We start from the raw sequence: 18,454 nt of genomic DNA on the forward strand, positions 1-18,454 counted from the left end.
CCGACTCGCGAGGAGGATTCGAATGTCGCGAGTCGACGAGTTCGACGCCTTCTACAAGTCGACGTCCGAGAACGTCCTCCGCGTCCTGTACGCCATCACCGGCGACCGCGCCGTCGCGCGCGACGCGACGATCGACGCCTACCGCCACTCCTGGCGCGACTGGCCGAAGATCCGTGGGAACAGTCCCCACCGCTATGTGCGGATCGAGGCCTGGAAAGCCACCTCCATCAGCCGCGGCACCCACCCGTTGCGCCGTCGACACGAGCAGAACACCGACACCGAGCTGCTCGACGCCCTCGCCGGTCTGACTCCCGACGACCGCCGCCTCGTCGTCTTGATGACGCTCGGCGCCTCCGACCTCGACGACGCCGCGCAGGAGATCGGCGTCAGCGACGAGGAGGCCATCGAGCGTGTCACCACCGCGATCACCTCCCTCGAACAGGTCCTCGGACAGCCGCTGGAACGGCTCGAACGCCGGATGAACGCGCTCGGCACGGTGACCCGTCAGCTGGAGATGCCCCCCGCCGCGAAAATCCGCAGCCAGGGCACCCGTGGGCACCGCCTCAACACGCTCGCCGTCGTCGGCTCGGCGGTCGCCGCCGTGCTGGCGGGCATGTTCGTGCTCACCGACGGCCGACCGACGACCGAGATCTCCAGCGCGGCCTACCGCGAGCGGATCGGCGCGGAGAGCCACGACCTCGTCCTCGACTCGCAGAAGGTCGGCGAGGCCGACCTGCTGACCCGCTCGCAGGTGGCCGAGCTGACGCCGCAGGCCGACTGGACCGAGGGCGACACCTCCTCCGACACCCGCGCCACCGAGCCGTTGACGGCCTGCCCCACACGCCGTTTCGCCACCGAGGACCCCCTGAAGGCCTTCGCCCGGAGCTTCGTCGGCGACGGCGAGCAGCGGCTCGTCCAGGTGATCGAGGTGGCCCGACAGGTCGACGCCGCCGAGAAGGCCTTCAACCGATCAGTCTCCTGGTTCGGCGACTGCGACCTTCCGCAGGTGCAGCTCGTGGGCTCCTGGCGGGCCAACCGCCCCTATGGCGACCTCGTCATCGTGCGCCTGCTCCTGCCCGGCGACACGCCGCAGGCGCTCACGGTCGGCTTGAACTGGTCGGGCACGGTGACCACGACGGTCGTCCATGAGAGCGACGTCGCCGACGCGCCGGAGATCGACGACTTCGCCACGACCGTCGACAGCTCGCTCAGGAAGCTCTGCGGCGCCCACGAAGGCGCCTCCTGCGACGGCGACGTGATCGTGGCGCCGGCCGACCCGCCCCCGCTGAACGAGGCCCCGGCGTTCCTCGGCGCCATCGACCTTCCCGCGCTGCCGGGCGTCGACGCCGCCTGGTCGAGCGCCGAGGTCGAGGGCGACAAGCCCAACCCGACGGGGACGACCTGTGATCGGTCGTCGTTCCAGGAGGTCGGCGCGACGGGCGTCTCGTCGCGCATCTTCTTGATGCCGGAGGCCAGCTCCACGCTGCCCCCGTCGTTCGGCATGGTGGAGACCGTCGGCGTCTTCCCCGACGCCGACGCCGCCACCGCCTTCGTCGACCAGGTCCGCGCGTCCGTCGAGAACTGTCCGGCGGAGAACCTCGCCGCCGAGATCGCCGAGACCGACTCCTTCGGCGAAAGCCCCGATTTCCGCGGCTCCATGTGGACCCTGAACCTGCAGTTGGAAGGTCGGACCCAGGTGCCGGTCCGGTCCGCGATCGTGCAGCGGGGCGCCTCGGTGGCGCGCATCCTGTTCACGCCCGGACCGAGCGTCGACCTGATGACCGTCGAGACCTTCTCCGCCGTGGTCCAACGCGCCGCCCAGCGCCTGGTCTACGCGGACTGACCACACTCCCGCCCGCAACAAACGCGAGAGGGGCGGCGGCCGAGTCGGAACCCGGCACGCCGCCCCTCTCAGGCGGTCATGCGCGTCAGAGCGACGGCGGACTCACTCGCCCTGCAAGATGGCGCGCATCAGCGCGGCGGTCTCGCTCGGCGTCTTGCCGACCTTGACCCCGGCGGCCTCGAGGGCCTCCTTCTTGCCCTGGGCGGTGCCCGCGCCGTCGGACACGATGGCGCCGGCGTGGCCCATCGTCTTGCCCTCCGGGGCGGTGAAGCCCGCGACGTAGCCGACGACCGGCTTGGTGACGTTGGCCTGGATGTAGGCCGCGGCCTTCTCCTCGGCGTCGCCGCCGATCTCGCCGATCATGACGATGGCCTTGGTCTCCGGGTCGTTCTCGAAGGCCTCGAGCGCGTCGATGTGCGTCGTGCCGATGATCGGGTCGCCGCCGATGCCGATGGCGGTCGAGAAGCCGAAGTCGCGCAGCTCGAACATCATCTGGTAGGTCAGCGTGCCCGACTTCGACACCAGGCCGATCGGGCCCTTGCCGGCGATGTTCGCCGGAGTGATGCCCGCGAGGGCCTCCTCCGGGGTGATGATGCCGGGGCAGTTCGGGCCGATGATGCGGGTCTTCTTGCCCTGCGCGTAGGCCCAGAACTCGGCGGAGTCCTGCACCGGCACGCCCTCGGTGATGATGACCAGCAGGCCGATCTCAGCGTCGATGGCCTCGATGACGGCGGCCTTGGTGAAGGCCGGCGGCACGAAGGCGACCGACACGTCGGCGCCGGTCTTCTCGATGGCCTCGGCCACAGTGCCGAAGACCGGCAGCCCGACCTCGGCGCCCGAGGCGTCGGTGTGGGTCACGGTCGTGCCGGCCTTGCGCGCGTTGACGCCGCCGACGATGTTCGTGCCCGCCGCGAGCATGCGCGCGGTGTGCTTGGAGCCCTCGCCGCCGGTGATGCCCTGGACGATGACCTTGGAATCCTTGTTCAGGAAAATCGACATATTGCTTCTCCGTCCCTCAGGCGTTCGCCAGCTCGGCGGCCTTGTCGGCCGCGCCGTCCATGGTGTCGACCAGCGTGACGAGCGGGTGGTTCAGCTCGTTCAAGATGGCCCGGCCCTCGTCGACGTTGTTGCCGTCGAGGCGCACGACGAGCGGCTTGGTCGCGTCGTCGCCGAGCAGCTCGAGGGCGCCCTTGATGCCGTTGGCGACCGCGTCGCAGGAGGTGATGCCGCCGAAGACGTTGACGAACACGCTCTTGACCTGCGGGTCGCCGAGGATGACGTCGAGGCCGTCGGCCATGACCTGCGCCGAGGCGCCGCCGCCGATGTCGAGGAAGTTCGCGGGCTTGACGTCGCCGTGGTTCTCGCCGGCGTAGGCGACGACGTCGAGGGTGCTCATGACGAGACCCGCGCCGTTGCCGATGATGCCGACCTCGCCGTCGAGCTTGACGTAGTTGAGGCCCTTCTCCTTGGCCTTGGCCTCCAGCGGGTCGGCCTCCTCGGAGATGACGAAGCCCTCGTGGTCGGGGTGGCGGACCTCGGAGGCGTTGTCGTCGAGCGACACCTTGCCGTCGAGGGCCTCCAGCTTGTCGCCCTCGAGGCGCGCCAGCGGGTTGACCTCGACGAGGGTGGCGTCCTCCTCGGTGAAGACCTTCCAGAGCGCCTGGATCATGGTCACGGCCTGCTCGGCGAGCTCGGCCGGGAACTTGGCCTCCTCGACGATCGCGCGGGCCTTGGCCTCGTCGACGCCCGTGCCGGCGTCGACGGGGATCTGCCGGACCGCCTCGGGGTTGGTCTTGGCGACCTCCTCGATCTCGACGCCGCCCTCGACGCTCGCGATGCAGAGGTAGCTGCGGTTGGAGCGGTCGAGCAGGAAGGAGAAGTAATACTCCTCGACCGGCGGGGTCGCGGGGGTCACGAGCACACGGTTGACCGTGAGGCCCTTGATCTCCATGCCCAAGATGTTCGAGGCGTGCAGATGAGCCTCGTCGGCGGTCTTGGCGAGCTTGACGCCGCCGGCCTTGCCGCGGCCGCCGGCCTTGACCTGGGCCTTGACGACCGTGACGCCGCCGAGCTCCTCGGCTGCGGCCTTGGCCTCCTCAGCGGTCGTGACGACCTTGCCGAGCGTCGTGGCGACGCCGTGTTTGGCGAAGAGTTCCTTCGCCTGGTATTCCATCAGATCCACGGTGATGACCGTCCTGTGGTTGTTACGGGTTGCAAAGAGAACAGGCGCGGGGTGGGGACAGAGGCCGCACCGAGAGCCGTGGCGACTCTAACCGTGCGAAGTTCTGCTCATGGCCGCGGGTCGGTTACCGGCCGGTCACCCCAGCCCCCTGGCCGCAGAATGTGCGATCGGTCACCGCGTCGACTGGGGCCGGTCCCCGGCATCCCGGCTTTTCACCTTCGGCTCACCCGCGCAATCACCCCCGCCTTCTCCCCATAGCCTCCCCACTCAGGCCGAGCGTCGTCTATATTTGTGGAGGTTATCGTCTCATCGACTGTCGGAGGTCGCGCGTGAGTTCTTCTGCGCCGAAGCGCCGACTCGACGTCCGCCACCAGTCCAGCGTCCGCGCGGCGAGCACGTCGGCCGGGGGGCGTCGGGCCGCCAAGCGTCGCTCGAAGCGGTCCTTCCGTCCCTCCATGGCGACCGTCGGCGCGGTGGCACTGGTCGTGGCGGGCCTCGGATCAGCGGTGCTCAGCGGGCGCGCCGACACCGGCACGCTCGACGGAGACTTCCAGGCGTTGTCGGCGGAGACGTCCAACGGCGGCTTCCAGGTCAGCCGCGACTTCGACCGCGAGCTCCTGGAGGAGCAGACGCAGAACCAGGCCGACCAGATGCTGCAAGCTCAGCAGGAGCTGCAGCAGTTGACGCAGGACCGCGCCGACGACCTGCAGTCGAACCAATGGGTGCTCCCCGTGGCCGGGTACCGCATCTCGGCCACCTTCGGGCAGAGCAGCAGCCTGTGGAGCAGCGGTCGGCACACCGGCCTCGACTTCTCCGGCCCCTCCGGCTCGACCATCGTCTCGGTCTCGGCCGGCGAGGTCGTCTCGGTCGGCTACGAGGGCGCCTACGGCAACCGCACCGTCATCCGTCTCGACGACGGCACCGAGATCTGGTACTGCCACCAGAGCCGCATCGTCGTCGAGGCCGGCCAGCGGGTCATCCCCGGCGAGGTCATCGGCTACACCGGATCGACCGGCAACACCACCGGCCCCCACCTGCACTTGGAGGTCCGCCCCGGCGGTGGCGACCCCGTCGACCCCGAGGTCGCCCTCCGCGAGCACAACGCCAACCCGTGATCTCACCCGCTCCTCAGGACGCAGGATGATGGGTTGAGGTCGCGGTAAGCTACCCCAATCCCTCATCCTGCGTCTACAGCTTCTCCAGGCGCGCGTAGCGCAGGATGAGGCGTTTGACTCCGGCCGAGCCGAAGTCGACGCGCGCCTGGGTGTTCTGGCCGCTCCCCTCGACCGCCAGCACCGTGCCGAGGCCGAAGCTGTCGTGGGTGACCCGGTCGCCGGGGGACAGCGAGGGGACGCCGGTCAGGTCGGCGGCGCGGGAGGCCGCACGGGAGCCGAACGCCTCGCGGCGCGGCGCGGACGACGAGGCCGAACGCGTGGTCGACGGCAGCCACGACGTCGCGACCGGCTCCTCGCGCCGCCAGTCGACCAGCGCCTCCGGGACCTCGTCGAGGAAACGCGAGGCCGGGTTGTAGGCGGGCGCGCCCCACGCCGAACGGCTCGTCGCGCGGGTCAGATAGAGCCGCTCGCGGGCCCGGGTGAGACCGACGTACGCCAGCCGCCGCTCCTCGGCCAGCGCCTCGGCGTCGGGCAGGGAGCGCTGGTGCGGGAAGATCCCGTCCTCCAGGCCGGTGAGGAAGACGACCGGGAACTCAAGGCCCTTCGCCGTGTGCAGCGTCATCAGCGTGATGACGCCGTCGCCGTCGCCGGGCAGCGAGTCGGCGTCGGCGACCAGCGATACCCGCTCCAGGAAGGCGTCGAGCGAGCCGGGCGCGAAGTGGTCGTCCTCGGGCTCGCGGTCGTCGGCGACTGTCGCGGCGGCCGTGACGAACTCGCGCGCCACCGCGACCAGCTCGGCCAGGTTCTCGACGCGGGTCTCGTCCTGCGGGTCGTCGCTGGACTCCAGCGCGGCGAGGTAGCCGCTGCGGGTCAGCGCCGCCTCCAGCACCTGGTCGGCCGGGGCGCCGCTGACGGCCAGCTCGCGCAGCTCGTCCATGACGCCGGCGAACTCGGTGATCGATTTGGCCGAGCGGGTGGCGAGGTCGGTGATCTCGTCGGTGCGCCGCATCGCCTCGGCCAGGCTGACCTGTTCGCGCGCGGCGAAGTGCTCCAGCGCCGCCTCGGCCCGGGCGCCGATGCCGCGTTTGGGCTCGTTGACGATGCGCCGCAGCGACACCGTGTCGCGCTCGTTGGCGATGGCCCGGGCGTAGGCGAGCGCGTCGCGGATCTCCTTGCGCTCGTAGAAGCGCACGCCGCCGATGACCTTGTACGGCAGGCCGACGCGGATGAACACCTCCTCGAAGACACGGCTCTGCGCGTTGGTGCGGTAGAAGACCGCCACGTCGGAGGCCTTCGCCTGTCCCTCGTCGGTGAGCCGGTCGATCTCGTCGGCGACGAACTGCGCCTCGTCGCGCTCGTCGTCGGCGACGTAGCCGACGATCTTCTCGCCGTCGCCCGCCGCCGACCAGAGGTTCTTGGCCGGACGGTTCTCGTTGCGGCTGATGACCGCGTTGGCCGCCGACAGGATCGTCTGGGTGGAGCGGTAGTTCTGCTCCAAGACGATGGTCTCGGCCTGCGCGAAGTCCTTCTCGAACTCCAAGATGTTGCGGATGGTGGCGCCGCGGAAGGCGTAGATCGACTGGTCGGAGTCGCCCACCACCAGCAGGTCGGTCGACTCGTCCGACAGTTCACGGATCAACTGGTATTGCGCGTGGTTGGTGTCCTGGTACTCGTCGACGAGGATGTGCCGGAAGCGGCGGCGGTAGTTCTCGGCGACGGCCGGGAACGCCTGGAACAGGTGGACCGTGTGCATGATGAGGTCGTCGAAGTCCATCGCGTTGGCCGCCGCGAGCCGCCGCTGGTACTCGCCGTAGACCTCCGCGAACGTCTCCTCGCTCGGCGTGGCGGCCTGCGAGCGCGCGGTCTCGTGGTCGACCAGCTCGTTCTTGCAGTTCGAGATCCAGTTGAGCACCGCGCGCGGGTTGACCTGTTTGGGGTTGAGCGACAAGTCGCGGCACACGAGCGTGACGAGGCGCTTGGCGTCGGTCGCGTCGTAGACGGTGAACGACGACGTGAAGCCGAGCTGCGTGGCCTCGCGGCGCAGCACGCGCACGCAGGCGGAGTGGAAGGTCGCCACCCACATGGCCCGCGACCGCGCGCCCACCAGCTCCTCGACGCGCTCCTTCATCTCGGCGGCGGCCTTGTTGGTGAAGGTGATCGCGAGGATCGAGCCGGGCGCGGCCTTCTCGTGGCCGAGCAGCCAGGCGATGCGCCGGGTGAGCACCCGGGTCTTGCCCGATCCGGCCCCGGCCACGACGAGCAGTTGGCCCGGCGCGTGGCCGACGGCGGCCCGCTGCGGGTCGTTCAGTCCGTCGAGCAAGTCCGCCGGACGCGCGGCACGGGGCCGGACGTCGGGAGCCGACGACGAGGCAGACGGACGCGGCTCGGGCACAGGGAAAGGCAGAGTCATCGTCGCCCCAGCCTAGTGGCCCCCTCCGACAGTTCTCACTGAGCGCGGCGTCATGGTCGAAGGGGCGTCGAAGGCCACCTTTTCTTCCCCGAGGTGTACCGGGGCTCTCAGTCAGAGTCGCTGGGACTGATGGTCTGGACGAGGGCGACTCCGCCGCTCACGCAGGCGTATCCGCGGCCTGGTGTGAGCGCGACCGGGGCGGTGCGGGGGATCTTCACGCCGAGGAGTTCGCCGTCGTAGTCCACGTCGGGTTGTAGCAGTACGCCGCAGCGGGCTTTGCGTAGCGTTTTGGTCCAGTGGCTGTAGAGGCCGCGCAGGTCGGACCCGCGTCCCGCCGCGACCACGGTGAGGTTCACCGGGGACGCGGCCAGGAGGTTGTTGAGGGACTGGTCGGTGTCCTCGACTCGTTCGGCGTCGTCGACGAACAAGAACACCGGTTTGTTCTCCAGGCGGAGGGACGCCAGGAGCGCGGGGATCTCGTCGCTGCTGCCCGCGACGCGGTCGAAGTCGGCGTGGCGTAGCGGGGAGCGGCGGTCGCAGAGCCCCCACAGTTGGGGACGCTGGTCGTCGGGTGCTTGCCTGACGAGTTCGGCGATGGCGAGGAGGAGGGTGGACTTGCCGGAGCGTGGCGGGCCGGCGATGAGCACGTGCTCGCCCTCGTACAGCTCCAACAGCGCGGGGGCGAGCGTGTCCTCACGGACACCGATCGGGAGGTGCGCTGGTTCGCCGTCGAGGCGTGTCAAGGAGGCGAGTTGGCTGGCGGGGACGTCGTCGGGCAGGACGCCGATGGCGTCTGGTTTCGCGGGGATGTGCGCCCAGCGCGCTGCGGCTTCGGCGACAGCGGACTCCAGTCCTTTGCCGGGGGTCGCGATGTGCATCTGGAGCAACGTGGTGGTGTCGACGCAGCGGCCCGGGACGGGTGCGGGGATGGTCTTGCCGCGGACGCCGAGGGTGGAGTAATCGTAGGTGTCGGCGAGTCGGTACACCCAGCGTTGCAAGGTGACCTCGTCCATCGCCGACGGCACGGACTTCGAGCGGGTCGTGGACACGGCGAAGTGCATGCCGACGCTCGGCCCGTCGGCGTAGACCCGGTAGAACATGTCGAGCAGGCTTTGTCCTTCGTGGTCCTGGAACTCGTCGCGTAGCGCGGCGAGACCGTCGACCAGGATGATGGCCGGACGTGAGGGCGTGGTGGCGGCGCGGCGGCGTTGGAACTCGGTGCGCAGGTGTCGCAGGAACCGGACTTGCTGTTCTCTCGCGCCCGAGCCGGAACCGACGTAGGCGACGGTGTGCGGAAGGTTCTCCAGCGCGGACAGGCCACGCGAGCCCATGTCGAGGCAGAGGATGTCGAGGTCCTCGGGAGAACGCGCGTCGGCGAGGGCGAGCGCGATGCTCGCCAGCGTGGTGCTCGTGCCGCTGCCGGGCACACCCATGAGGAACAGGTTGCCTTGGTCGAGTTTCCAGCCGGCGGGGCTCTGACGCTGCAAGTCCGGCTCGTCGGCGAGCGCGACCTGTACGACCTCGTCCTCGACGCCGCCGACCGTGGGGACTGGTCTCGCGTCGTCGTCGATCTGGGTCGTGTCGACCGCGTAACCGTCGAGCGAGACGCACTCGCCGAGGGCCTCGGGCCACACCTGGCGGGGCGGAGCGATGCCCATCTGTGTGTTGGCCTCGACCACGGCGTCGATGAGGAGGTCGAGGTCGTTGGCGTCGCTCGCGCGGGTCTTCGCCGGAGCGGGACCGGGCGCGGGCACGCCGAACAGGCCGACCTCGCGGACTTGCACCTTCTCGACGGTCTTCTCCTGGGCACGGCCGGTGACGAGGGCGGTTTGGACCGGGGTGATGTCGTTCTGGCCGAGTTTGATGTAGGCGCGGCCTTGTTGCAAGCGGCTGATGCTCGGGGCGTCAGGGACGCCGATGACGTTCGAGGAGTCCTCTCGGCTCTGCACGCGCAACGCGACGCGCAGGTTGGTGTTGGCGAGGATGTCGTCGTTGACGACGCCGGCGGGACGTTGGGTGGCGAGGATCATGTGGACGCCCAAGGTCCGGCCGACCGCGCCGACGCTGACGAGCGAGGCGAGGACGTCGGGGAAGTCTTTGGCGAGCATCGCGAACTCGTCAATCACCAACAGCAGTCGCGGCAGTGGTTCGGCGGGGTTTGTCGCGAGGTAGGCGGGGAGGTTGTCGACGTCCTCCCCAGCCTCGGCGAACAACCGTTGGCGACGTTCCATCTCGGCTTCGAGGGCGCGGAGGGCGCGGTCGGCGAGTTGTTCGTCGAGGTTGCTGATGGTGCCGATGGTGTGCGGCAGCCGTTCGCAAGCTTTGAACGCGGCCCCGCCTTTGAAGTCGATGAGGATGAAGTTGAGTTTCGTGGGGTCGTTGCGGGCGGCCAGTCCGGCGACGAAGGAGCGTAGGAACTCCGACTTGCCCGAGCCAGTGGTGCCGCCGACGAGGCCGTGGGGTCCGTCTTTGACGATGTCGAGGCTGAGCGACCCGTTCTCGCCGAGGCCGACGGGGGTGGCGATGCCGTCTGAGGAGGTCCACCAGTCGCGGATTGTGTCGGCGTTCATCGTGTCGGCGCCGAGGAGTTCGGGCAGCCGTACCAGCGAGGGCAGGGACGCGCCGGGGATGACGAGTTCGGGGTCTTCGAAGTGCGCGATGGTGCGGGCGCAGTCCTCGGCGTCGGCGAGGCTCACGCCGGCGATGACGACGTCGTCGACACGGGTCAGGTTCTCAGGGTGGTGCACGGTCGCGGCCGCGTCGGCTCCGACGTCCACGACGATGGTGCAGGAGGCGGGGAGCTTGTCTTGCGACGTCGCGATCACGATGCCGCTGACTTTGCGCTCTTCTCGCTGTTGGGACGCCCCGGAGATGGGTCGGCCGGTGCCGAGGAGGTCGCGGGCGGGCGCGTCACGGCCTTCGGTGAGCACTTCGGAGTCGAGCACGGTGAGCATCGCCGGGGTGGGGAAGTTGGCGATGTTGTCGAGGAGGTTACGCAGCATCGTGCTGCTGGCGTCGCGATGGTTGGAGAGCCATCGGGCGCCGGCCTCACCGCCTGCTTGGCGGGTGTGCGGTAGCCAGGCCGTCCAGTCCCAGTCGTTCTCGCGTCCGTTGTCGCAGAACGCGCTGATCGTGAGGTCGGCCGGTCCGCAGTGCACGGCGGCCTGCACGATCAGGCTGCGCGCCAGGGCGAGCGCTCCGTCACGGTCGCCGACGATGCCGATGACGCCGGCGTCGTTCAGGTCCGCCAGGACCGGCGCGGCGGTGAGGCTGCTGGTCTCGAACACCTCTTTGGTGCGTTCGGGCAGTTTGCTCGAACCGCGGAGGTCGAGTTCGGGCTTCCAGGGCTCGTCGCCGACGCCGACGTGCAGTCTCAGGAAGTCGTGGGCGTCGGCGCGGCGCTGCCACATCAGCGTGGAGGGAAGCGCCGGACGCCGCATCACCACGGCGGGGTCGGGGATGGTGTCCTGTCGGCGCACCGTCTCCACGGCCGCCGCCTCGACGATCTCGCCGCGGAACGTCTCCAGCGCCTCGGTGTAGCGTTCCTCCTCCTCTTTCAGGCCCTTCTTGTGGCGGCGTTTCTGGTCGAAGTACATGCCGATGGCCATGATCGGGCTCATCATGGCGAACAGGGCGAAACGCAGGTCGCCGAGCACGACCACCAGAACGACGGCCATCGCCAGAGGGGCCGCGATCGTGATGAGGCTGAACTTGCCCGGTGGCGGCACCTCTTTGGGCGCTGGAGGATCGATCGACTCCGGTGCGGGTGGACGACCGGGACGGGGAGGCCGGTTGAACGGCGCTGTCGCGGCGAGGGTGAGGTTCCGTAGGGATCCTGGCGCGGGCGCGACGGGCTCTTCGAGGCTCGGACGGATGTTCAACACCGAACCGCCCACGAGCACGGTGCGGGGCGTGGTGATGAGGACGCCTTCCTCGTCGATGGGCTCGCCGTCGACGATGGTGCCGTTGGTGGAGTTGGAGTCTCGCAGCCGCACCCCGTCGTCTTCGATCTCGATGGTGCAGTGGTGCCAGGAGGCCGACTCGCTGGGGAGCACGACGTCGGCTTGCGGGGCACGGCCGATCACCAGTTGGCGGTGGGTGGGGATCGCGACGGCTGGCCGTGTCTGGAGTCCCCCGCCGACCGAGACGTTCCAGGTCGGCAGTGTGCGGACCGGGTGCGTCACGGTGCGGGTCAGGATCGATCCTTCGAGGAGCGTCAACTCCTCCAACAGGCTGCTCGCCTCGACGGTGGCGCCGTCGAGGATGAGACTGGCGTCGGCGTCGACCTGGACGCCGACATAGTCCAGGAGGGTCGCGAGGGTCGCGTCAGGCTGCCACGCCTGCACGTCGACTGTCTCGCGTCTGCCGTCAAGGTCGATCAGAATCCGCATCGCTGCCTCGTCGCTCGCGTCGTCGTTTCCGCTGTCACTGTGCTGGTTCGGCGAACCAGACCAGCGAGAGTTGCTGGCCGCCCGTCGAGGCCGGCTCGGTCGGCCGGAGTCCGAGGTCCTGCGCCGTGGCGTACAGGACGTGGACGTCGTCGCCTGCCGCGGACGGCTGGGAGAAGTCGAGTTCTGGTCCCGCGATGCCGTCCCCGGACACGAGCCGCAGCTCTTCGAGCGCGCCGCCGACTTCGACAGGGTCGGTGTCGCCCGCGTCCGAGACCGCCCTTACGAGGGCGAGCAGGGCGTCGTGCGCACGGATGTCGGCGTCGCCTGCGACCTGGACGAACGCGGTGTCGTCGGCCAGGTTGGTCAGCTTGTCGTCTTGTGAGAACTGGCGTAGCGCGGCGAGGTAGGCCGACATGGCCCGTCCTTGGGGAGACTGGTCGAAGGCCACCGCGTCGCCCGTGTCGATCCCGACGGTGCGGAGTTTCGCCGACGCGGTTCCTCCCTGCGCGGAGAGCATCGCGGCGAACACCGGACTCGTCGCCGACGGGGTCAGCAGGATCGGTGTCGAGATGTTCCTGGTCTGCAAGGCGTAGACCACGTTCGCCTGCTCGACCGGGTGGCCGGTGATGACCAGCACGTCAGCGGGGTCGTCGATGGGTTCGAACTCGTCTTCGTCGGTGGCTCCGGGCGCGTAGGCGCCGCCTTCCAGCGGGTCGGTCCCGGTGAGCAGCGCGACCTGTTCGGTGAAGGCCGCGGTGTCCCCTCCGGAGGTGAACGCGACCCGGTCCTCGACGTCCGCCCCGGCAGGGAGGTCCTCGCCGGCGTCGATGTGGAGGGGGCGTTCGAACTCTTGGAGCTCGTCGTCGATCGCTGTCGTGATCGCCTCGCCGGACGGCGCGAGCGTCCACGCTCCCGTGGCCTTGTCGGGGACCGGCGCGTACGGCAGCACCACGGGGACGTCGGCGTCAGAGGCCGCGGCGAGGCTATCGTCCATGTGCTCGCCGGAGCTCGCGTAGACGATGCCGGAGACTCCCTCGTCGATGAGCGCCTGGACGGACTGCTCGGCGCCGGCCGCGGTGCCGTGGTCGTCTTCGACGATCACCTCGACGTCGGTTCCGCCGAGCCGTAGGCGTTCCTGTGCCACGACGACTCCCTCGGCCGCGCCGCTCCACTGGCTCCCCTCGGTGGCGCCGGAGCCATGCGACACGACGACGCCGATCTTCGTCTCGTCGGGGACCTTGACGCCCTCGATCGGGATGGACACCGTCACCGCGACCGGGTCGGGATCAGGTTGGGAGATCACGCGGATCGTCCAGACTGCGATGACGATCACGACCAGGAGCACGACGAGAGCGCTCAACAGCAGCGTTCTCTTGCGGGTCCACAGAGAGGCGCCGGACTCGTCGTCGGTCGTCTGGGTCTCGACGGCGTCGGTGTCAGTCGTCTCGGCGCCGCTCATGCGTCACCGCCGCTGAGCCGGAACGCGTAGATCGTCTGCGAGGTCGCGCCTTCGGGGATCTCCAGGTGGAACGGCGGGAAGTAGTTCGCCGAGTCGAGCGCGGCCCTGAACTGGGCCTGTCGCAGCAGGATGCCCGCGATGTCCTCGGACCTGACGTTGGCGAAACCGGCGGCGTGTTGTGAGGCGAGGGCGAGCTGGTAGTCGGCGGTGCCGGACTTGGCGGCGCTGGCCGTCATCGAGCCGAGGATGCCCGATCCCTGCACCTTGGGGTCGCCCAAGTCGAGGAGGACACGGCTCAGACTGTCGGAGAGCAGCGCCGAAGCGGCCTCGACGTCGGTGGTCGCGCCTGCGGTGGCCTGGTTGATGTTGCTCAACGCGGAGGTGGTGCGCTCGTCGAGCGTGTTGACCGCGGAGGTCCGTGTCGTCTCGAGGTCGCTCTTCTGCGACTCGATGCCCGCTTTGGCCTCGTCGACCAGTGTCGTCGAGCTTCCTCGCAGCTGGTTGACGGTGTTCGTGAAGGAGGCGGCGATGTGGGTCTTGCCGAGGTCGGCGCGGTTGGTGACTCGGAGGATCTCCTCGTCGAGGTCGGAGCCCGCCTCGTCGCCCAGTTCGTCGGCGGCGTTGTTGAACCCGTCTCGGACGGCCTGGTCGAGCGCGTCCTGCTGGGTCTCCGCCTCGCCGAGTTTCGTGTCGAGGTCCTCGCTCAGCGTCTTCGCGTTGGTGACGAGGGCGAGGAGGCCGGCGATGTCGATGGCCAAGGGGCCCGAGGGGGTTCCGCTCGTGTTCGCCTGGGTCAGCGCGGCGTTCACCCGGTCCTCGATCTCCGACAGGACCTCGTCCAACTGCTGCACGGCCGAGCCTGGCTCGGCTGGGTCGACGAGTGTGGCGATGCTGTCCCAGTGGGCGATCTGGGCGCGACGGTTCGCCTCGAGCGAGCCGGACGCGACCTCGGCGGTGGCGGGGTCGGAACGGTCGTCGCACCACGACGCGGAGACGATCTGGTCGAGGACGGGGTCGGCCTCGTCTTGGGTGAGCTCGTCGCCCACGAAATCACAGATGTCGTCGGCGAGCGCGGCGTGTGACGGCGCGACTGGCTCGTCCGGTTCGAGGGCGTCGCGGGCGGTCAACGCCTCGTCGCGGATGTCGGAGATCGCGCTGACCGAGTCGGCCGCGGTGTCCAGGTAGTCCAGCAGCGCGGTGAGCTCGGCTTGCACGGTCGTCGCGGAGCCGTTCGGGTTCAACGCGCCGAGGGTGCTCTCCAGAAGCCCGATCTCGGTGTGGAGGGCGCTCTGCGTCGCTCGCGCGTCGCGCACTTTGTCGCCGCCGAGAGCGGTGACGAGGTTCTCGCCCATCGCGACGAGGTCGACGGTCGAGGAGAGCACGGTCTGCTTCGCTCGGAACAGCGCGCAGGTCGCGGAGTCCTCCGCGTCGCCGGCGCACACGTTCTGGTCGGGCGACGCCGGACCGAGCGTGTTGGTGATCTCGGCCAGGATGTTCACCTTGCACGCCTCGCTCGCGTCGGCGTATCCGTTGAGCTGACCGGCGAGTTGAAGGAACATCTGGTAGACGGTGCTGACCTCGCCGCTGCTGGACACCTGCGCGGCGCAACCGTCACCGCCGAGATCGGGAACTGTGCCGGTGGTGTCGCCGAGCATGGCGTGCATCGACGTCACGATCTGTGTGAGTTGTGAGGTCATCTGCGATTGGGTGGTCGACACGGTGCCGGCGAGGTGGGAGTCGAGGGCGGTCAGTTGCATTCCGAGCGCCTGCATCTCGCTGGTCAATGACTGGGTGCTGTCCTGCAGGCGTTGCGCGGCCCGCTGGCCGAGCGTCTTCGACGTGTCGTCGAGGTTGGTCCGCACCTCGTTGATCGTGGTGCCAGCCCGGTAGAGGACGTCGTTCACGTCGGCGACCAGTCCGATCGCCCGCTGCTGCAACACCAGTTCTGACGTCGCGGGAGTCCCGAACGCCGAGGAGACGACGCCGTCGAAGGACAGATCTGTGTGGAGTCCGGCCTGCACCGCGATGTCGAAGTCCGGCACCTCGAAATCGTCGACGTCGGCGACGAGCGTGAACCTCGCGGTCGCCTCAGTCTGCGGCGGGGCCAAGAGCGCGGCCCACTGCACCGCCGAGCCTCCGTCGGGCGTGGCGCTGACCACTCCCGTGGTGCCCTGCTCGCCGTCGGACAAGACGAGGTCGGACGGGCGCAGCCCCTTCAACGTCGTGGACGCGGCGATGCTGAGCGGGGTGCCGATCAACGCTGGCGTCTTGTGCGCTTGCCCGGCCGCGTCGTAGGTGACCTCGGCGGGAGCGACGGTGAGGTTCTCGAGTTGGATCTCGATGGTGACACGGCCGGTGTAGCCGGCGAGGTCTTCCAAGTCCGAGCCGGCGCCTTCGTCGCTGCGGTACTCCGTGGTGACCCGCACTGGCAGGTCGTCGACCACCTCGGCCGCGTCATAGTCGGTGAGCTCGCTGCGTGTCTCCCCGGACATCTCGTCGACGTAGACCGCCGATCCCTCGATCGTTGAGATCGCTCCGTCGCTGTCGAGCACCACGTCGACCGATTGGAGAACACGCGACGGGCTCGGCGGCGTCGGGGCGAAGATCGAGCAGCCGGCCATGACGAGCAGCGCCAAAGCGGTCGTGACGACCGCCGCCCGCTCGGCCCGCTTGCGAAGAACCACCCGTGACCGCATGACGTGTCCCCTCAGAATCGCTCGCTCTGTCAGGCATCACGCAGTCCCGCATCGGGGAGACGCACCCCCCGGTGCCGCGGAGCAGTCTAGCCGAGAACGACCGGGCGTCTATTCGCGCGTCGTGATGCTGAACGGCGAGCTTTGAACGTCGGTGAAGTTGCCGATCGACGCATGGATTTGACATGCCGACGTCGGCGAGAGGGTCGTGACGGTCAGACCGTCCGAGGACACCGCCACCGCGCCTGAACAACTGTCCGAGAAACGGACACCGCCCTCTTCTCCCGCGATCTGTCGCAGCATCTGCGTCGGGGCTCCCGTCGACGGGCTCTGGTAGAGAGGATTCAACTCATCCGGTCCGCTCGGCCAGACCGGCACCACCGTGATCGGCAACGCTGTCTGGCTGACCGTCCGCGGCGGAACCACCAGATCGACTCCCTGGATTCGTTGCGCCGGGTACTCCGTCGACGTCGCCCCACCGTCGGTGAGGGCTTCCTGGGTGAGAGTTGCGGCCTCGGTGATCCAGGCGTCCAACTCGGTGATGTCCGCGACGACCGCCGACGTCGTGCCGGTGAACGTGACCTTCCCGTTCGCGGGGATCTCAATGTTGTCGAGCTTCCACCCGCAGGTCGCCTTCACTCCGCTCGACGCCTGGTGTTTGCCTGCGTCGACCCGGTCCCACGCGACCGCCGGGCACCCCGACCCCTCGCCGAACGCGGGGACCACCTCGAGGAACGGTCCAGACAGCGGGGCCTTCTGCGCCGTATAGGTGAACTCCACCGTCACAGTCTCGGCGGCCGGGTCGTAGCTGGCCGAGCGGGACACCGACAGCCCGGTGGGGAGCGGCTGATCCTGCTGCGAGGCTTCCAACCGGTTCGTCGCGGCCTCCTTGTCCTGGTCTGAGCCGCCACCGAACAGCCACACGAGACCGACGCCCAGAGCCACCACCAACAAAACACCGGCGCCCGCCAACAGCAGCGAGGTGCGGTTGAACCGTCGAAAGAAGCCCTGCTCGCCCTCTTCGGGCTCGTCGACCTCGGCCGGGCGTGGCGTCGACGGCCTCGACGGTTTCGGCGCCGGACGCAGCATCGTCGCCTGATGCGACTCGCCCAACTCCGGCACTGTCTCGGCCAGAGGCGAGACATACCCCGACGAGGTGTCGTCCGTGGAAGGCGTCTCACCTCGCAGCATCGTCGCCGGACGGTCCATCTCCTCGAACTCCGTGACAGCCGGTGAAGGAGACAACGCGGGAAGAGCCCCGTACTCCGATGCCAGACGTCGTGCCTGCACGGCCGCCTCACCCGCCGACGGCCGCTCACGCGGATCTTTCGCGAGCAACGTCTCGACCCAGTCCGCGAGCGGCTCGGGCAGATCCAGCCGAGGCGGTTTCGTCGTGACATGTCGATACGCGACCGTGAAATCCGTGCCGCCCCCGTCAGCGAACGGCGTCCGCCCGGCGAGCAACTCATACAGCGTCACGCCCGCCGCGTACACGTCGACGGCCGGACCCGCCTGGCCGTGGCTGATGAGTTCGGGAGCCATGTAGTGCGGCGTGCCCAGAATGCCCGTGGTGTGCCGCTTCCGCTCGCTCATCACCGACGCGATGCCGAAGTCGACGACCCGCACCACCGTCTGGCCGCCCGGCTCCGGCGCCGACGCTAGCAACACGTTGTCCGGTTTGACGTCCCGATGTGTGACCTGTCGGGCGTGCGCCTCAGCCAGACCAGCGAACACCTGCGACAGCAGCGACAACGCCTCAGCGGGTGCCAGCGTCGACCGTTGTTCCAGAAGATCACGCAGGGAACCACCCGCCACGTAGTCCATGACGATCGCGAGGACCGACCCCTCGACCACGAGGTCGCGGACCGCCACAATCCCCGGATGCCGCAACCCCAACAGCACCGACCGTTCCCGGATGAACTGCTCGACGATCGCAGGATCGTTCGCGTGCTCGGCCTTCAGGATCTTCGCCGCGAACGACGTGTCTTCGGCCGTCGACTCCACCCGCCACACATCACCAGCCGCGCCAGCGCCCAGCCACTCCACCAACCGATACGACGCGCCCAACGGCGCACCCGGCTCCACCCGCGACATGCCCATCCCTCCCAAGGCCAGCACCTTCGGCAGACCTCACCTCATCGACCGAAGACTACTGACTGACAGCCGCAGAAAGCCTGCTGAGACGAGGAAACTGACTTGGTGGTTCTCGTTTGGGTGTTGGAGGAGAGCTCGGTGGGGTGGTTGCGGTGTGGTTGGGGGGTCGACTAGGTTGTGGTTCGTCTCGGGGGTGTGTGGGGTTTCACATTTCTTCTATTGGAGGGTTTGAGTCATGTCGCGTGTGTTGTCTACGGAAGAGGCGAA

The 18,454-nt window shown here is 68.9% G+C and carries 9 protein-coding genes; 2 read left to right on the forward strand and 7 right to left on the reverse strand.

Features of this window, described 5'->3' with window-relative positions:
- The first annotated feature begins 22 nt into the window (after window positions 1-22).
- Entirely contained in the window at window positions 23-1,843 is a 1,821-nt protein-coding gene (locus QM621_RS13525; protein WP_414990913.1) for a hypothetical protein, read from the forward strand.
- A gap of 102 nt (window positions 1,844-1,945) precedes the next feature.
- Here the strand turns inward: QM621_RS13525 and sucD are convergent, their stop codons facing one another.
- Both sucD and sucC read right to left on the reverse strand, forming a co-directional pair.
- Window positions 1,946-2,842, reverse strand: coding sequence for a succinate--CoA ligase subunit alpha (sucD, locus tag QM621_RS13530; RefSeq protein ID WP_414990914.1), 897 nt, complete (start codon window positions 2,840-2,842; stop codon window positions 1,946-1,948).
- Between the two features lie 16 nt (window positions 2,843-2,858).
- Window positions 2,859-4,025 carry an ADP-forming succinate--CoA ligase subunit beta gene (gene sucC, locus QM621_RS13535; RefSeq protein ID WP_414990915.1) on the reverse strand — a complete coding sequence of 389 codons (1,167 nt, stop codon included), beginning with the start codon at window positions 4,023-4,025 and terminating at the stop codon, window positions 2,859-2,861.
- Window positions 4,026-4,354: 329 nt separating this feature from the next.
- On the opposite strand from sucC, the gene QM621_RS13540 reads away from it, so the two are divergent.
- Window positions 4,355-5,140, forward strand: coding sequence for a M23 family metallopeptidase (locus QM621_RS13540; protein ID WP_414990916.1), 786 nt, complete (start codon window positions 4,355-4,357; stop codon window positions 5,138-5,140).
- A gap of 73 nt (window positions 5,141-5,213) precedes the next feature.
- Here the strand turns inward: QM621_RS13540 and pcrA are convergent, their stop codons facing one another.
- The 5 genes from pcrA to QM621_RS13565 all read right to left on the reverse strand — a co-directional run bounded on the left by pcrA (window position 5,214) and on the right by QM621_RS13565 (window position 18,187).
- Window positions 5,214-7,550, reverse strand: a complete 2,337-nt coding sequence (gene pcrA, locus QM621_RS13545; RefSeq protein WP_414990917.1) for a DNA helicase PcrA — start codon at window positions 7,548-7,550, stop codon at window positions 5,214-5,216.
- Window positions 7,551-7,657: 107 nt separating this feature from the next.
- Window positions 7,658-11,941, reverse strand: coding sequence for an FtsK/SpoIIIE domain-containing protein (locus tag QM621_RS13550; RefSeq protein WP_414990918.1), 4,284 nt, complete (start codon window positions 11,939-11,941; stop codon window positions 7,658-7,660).
- 34 nt (window positions 11,942-11,975) lie between these two features.
- Window positions 11,976-13,400, reverse strand: coding sequence for a hypothetical protein (locus QM621_RS13555; protein WP_414990919.1), 1,425 nt, complete (start codon window positions 13,398-13,400; stop codon window positions 11,976-11,978).
- Complete coding sequence (locus tag QM621_RS13560; protein WP_414990920.1) at window positions 13,397-16,096, reverse strand: hypothetical protein; 2,700 nt, start codon at window positions 16,094-16,096, stop codon at window positions 13,397-13,399. Before QM621_RS13560 ends, QM621_RS13555 begins: the two co-directional genes overlap by 4 nt.
- A 108-nt stretch (window positions 16,097-16,204) precedes the next feature.
- A complete protein-coding gene (locus QM621_RS13565; protein WP_414990921.1) occupies window positions 16,205-18,187 on the reverse strand; it encodes a serine/threonine-protein kinase in 1,983 nt (660 codons plus the stop codon).
- Between the last annotated feature and the right edge of the window lie 267 nt (window positions 18,188-18,454).

Source organism: Aeromicrobium sp. (genome assembly GCF_047606445.1).
Taxonomy (GTDB): domain Bacteria; phylum Actinomycetota; class Actinomycetes; order Propionibacteriales; family Nocardioidaceae; genus Aeromicrobium.